Raw genomic sequence first — 2,760 nt, forward strand, 5'->3', positions numbered from 1 at the left:
ACTTTCATCTGACCATCGAACAGGATCGCCCGGGTCGATGTCGTTCCCTGGTCGATTGCCAGCACAAAACCGCTCATTCAGATGTCCTCCGCCTTGATACAAACAGGGGAGACGGCAACATGCCGCCTCCCCCAATGTCACACGGGCGCGAGCGCCCGCATAGGACAGTCCTACTTCTGCCAGCTCTTCACCAGTTCGTCGTAGTTGATGGTGATCGGCTTTTCCTTCTCGTTCTCGATCTTGAGCTGAGGCGCGAGATTGCCGTTCTTGACCGCGTCGGCGTTCCAGTAGGCGAGGTCGTGCTCTTCGGCCATCTTCGGGCCGATATCGCCCTGGACGCCCGACTTCTCGATGCGGCTCATGACCTTTTCCTGCTCGCCGCACAGCGAGTCCATCGCTTCCTGCGCGGTCTTGGCACCCGACGACGCATCGCCGATCGCCTGCCACCAGAGCTGTGCCAGCTTCGGATAGTCAGGCACGTTGGTGCCGGTCGGCGACCACTGGACGCGGGCCGGCGAGCGATAGAACTCGATCAAGCCGCCGAGTTTCGGCGCACGCTCGGTGAAGCTCTTGTCGTGGATCGTGCTCTCGCGGATGAAGGTCAGGCCGACATGGCTCTTCTTCACGTCCACGGTCTTCGAGGTGACGAACTGCGCATAGAGCCAGGCGGCCTTGGCGCGGTCGGTCGGCGTCGACTTCATCAACGTCCAGGAACCGACGTCCTGATAGCCGAGCTTCATGCCGTCCTTCCAGTAGACGCCGTGCGGCGACGGTGCCATGCGCCATTTCGGCGTGCCGTCGTCGTTCAGCACCGCCTTGGCGCTGGCGTCGACCATCGACGCGGTGAAGGCGGTGTACCAGAAGATCTGCTGGGCAACCGCACCTTGTGCCGGCACCGGTCCGGATTCAGAGAAGGTCATGCCCTGGGCTTCCGCCGGGGCGTAGGCCTTCAGCCAGTCGAGGTATTTCTGAATCGAGTAGACAGCGGCCGGGCCGTTGGTGTCACCACCGCGTGCCGTGCAGGAGCCGACGGGCCGCGAATTCGCGTCGACCTTGATGCCCCATTCGTCGACCGGCAGACCGTTCGGAATGCCCTTGTCGCCATTGCCGGCCATCGACAGCCAGGCGTCGGTGAACCGCCAGCCGAGCGACGGGTCCTTCTTGCCGTAGTCCATGTGGCCATAGACCTTCTTGCCGTCGATCTCGCGGCCGGTGAAGAATTCGGCGATGTCCTCATAGGCCGACCAGTTGACCGGCACGCCGAGGTCGTAGCCGTACTTGGCCTTGAAGTCGGCCTTGTTCTTCTCGTCGTTGAACCAGTCGTAACGGAACCAGTAGAGGTTGGCGAACTGCTGGTCGGGAAGCTGGTAGAGCTTCTTGTCGGGCGCCGTCGTGAACGAGGTGCCGATGAAGTCCTTCAGGTCGAGGTTCGGGTTGGTGACATCCTTGCCGTCGCCCGCCATCCAGTCGGTCAGGTTGCGCACCTGCTGGTAGCGCCAATGGGTGCCGATCAGATCGGAATCGTTGACCCAGCCGTCATAGAGGTTCTGGCCAGTCTGCATCTGGGTCTGGATCTTCTCGACGACGTCGCCTTCCTGGATGACGTCATGCGTGATCTTGATGCCGGTGATGGCGGTAAAGGCCGGCGCCAGCACCTGCGATTCATACTGGTGCGTGGCGATGGTTTCGGAGACGACCTTGATGTCCATGCCGGCGAATGGCTTGGCTGCGTCAATAAACCACTGCATTTCGGCTTCCTGGTCGGCGCGCGAAAGCGTCGAGAGCGGACCTATCTCCTTGTCCAGAAAAGCTTTTGCCTCGTCCATCCCGGCGTAGGCGTTGCCCACGCCGAGCAATAGGACAAGGGCAGTCGTTGATGTTAAAAATTGCCGTCGCATAAGTTTCCTCCACTGTTTCAGGTTTCAAGTGCGATCTGGAGCGGCCGCCGGCACGCGGTCGCTCCAACAGTTTCCCCCTCTATACGTAGCGGAACACGCCGATGGCGTAGACCACGGAGAGAGCGAGAGCCCACCAGAGGCTGGGTCCGACAAGACCCAGCCAAGCGAGATGGATAAAGGCGCTGCCAAGCAGCGATAGAAAGAGACGGTCGCCGCGCGTCGTCTCGAAGCGCAGGATGCCAACGCGCGGATTGCCACCCGGCGAAGCGTATTCCCACACCGCCATGCCGCACAGCAGCAGCAGAATGGTTGCGAAGAAGGCCGCCGTCGGCCACGTCCACGCCATCCAGGAGAGGTCGAAGTTCATTGTCATACCCTCCCCAGGGCGAAGCCCTTGGCGATATAGTTGCGCACGAACCAGATGACGAGCGCTCCGGGGATCAACGTCAGCACGCCGGCTGCGGCGAGCAGACCCCAATCCATGCCGGCGGCCGAAACCGTGCGGGTCATGGTGGCGGCGATCGGCTTGGCATAGGTGGTCGTCAGGGTGCGGGCGATCAGCAGTTCCACCCATGAGAACATGAAGCAGAAGAAGCAGGCCACACCGATGCCGCTGGCGATCAGCGGCATGAATATCTTGATGAAGAAACGCGGGAACGAATAGCCGTCGATATAGGCGGTCTCGTCGATTTCCTTCGGCACGCCCGACATGAAGCCTTCGAGGATCCACACCGCCAAAGGCACGTTGAACAGGCAGTGTGCAAGCGCCACCGCGATATGGGTGTCGATCAGGCCGAAGGCCGAGTAGAGCTGGAAGAACGGCAGCGCGAACACCGCCGGCGGCGCCATGCGGTTGGTCAAA

General features: G+C 61.5%; 3 protein-coding genes. All 3 read right to left on the minus strand.

Going from position 1 to position 2,760, the window contains the following annotated elements:
- Positions 1 to 170 precede the first annotated feature (170 nt).
- On the minus strand, positions 171 to 1,898 hold the full coding sequence (locus ACXJ7R_RS29335) for an ABC transporter substrate-binding protein (protein ID WP_095085032.1): 1,728 nt from the start codon (positions 1,896 to 1,898) through the stop codon (positions 171 to 173).
- A gap of 79 nt (positions 1,899 to 1,977) precedes the next feature.
- Positions 1,978 to 2,265, minus strand: a complete 288-nt coding sequence (locus ACXJ7R_RS29340) for a DUF2160 domain-containing protein (RefSeq protein WP_095085033.1) — start codon at positions 2,263 to 2,265, stop codon at positions 1,978 to 1,980.
- 2 nt (positions 2,266 to 2,267) lie between these two features.
- Positions 2,268 to 2,760 (minus strand): carbohydrate ABC transporter permease (locus ACXJ7R_RS29345; RefSeq protein ID WP_457154882.1); only part of this gene is annotated, 493 nt, incomplete at its 5' end.

The organism is Mesorhizobium sp. P5_C1, assembly GCF_054049815.1.

Bases quoted from the DNA above. Each gene is read 5' to 3' on its own strand.
- ACXJ7R_RS29335 (WP_095085032.1), bottom strand. From the start codon at position 1,898: ATGCGACGGCAATTTTTAACATCAACGACTGCCCTTGTCCTATTGCTC.
- ACXJ7R_RS29340 (WP_095085033.1), bottom strand. From the start codon at position 2,265: ATGAACTTCGACCTCTCCTGGATGGCGTGGACGTGGCCGACGGCGGCC.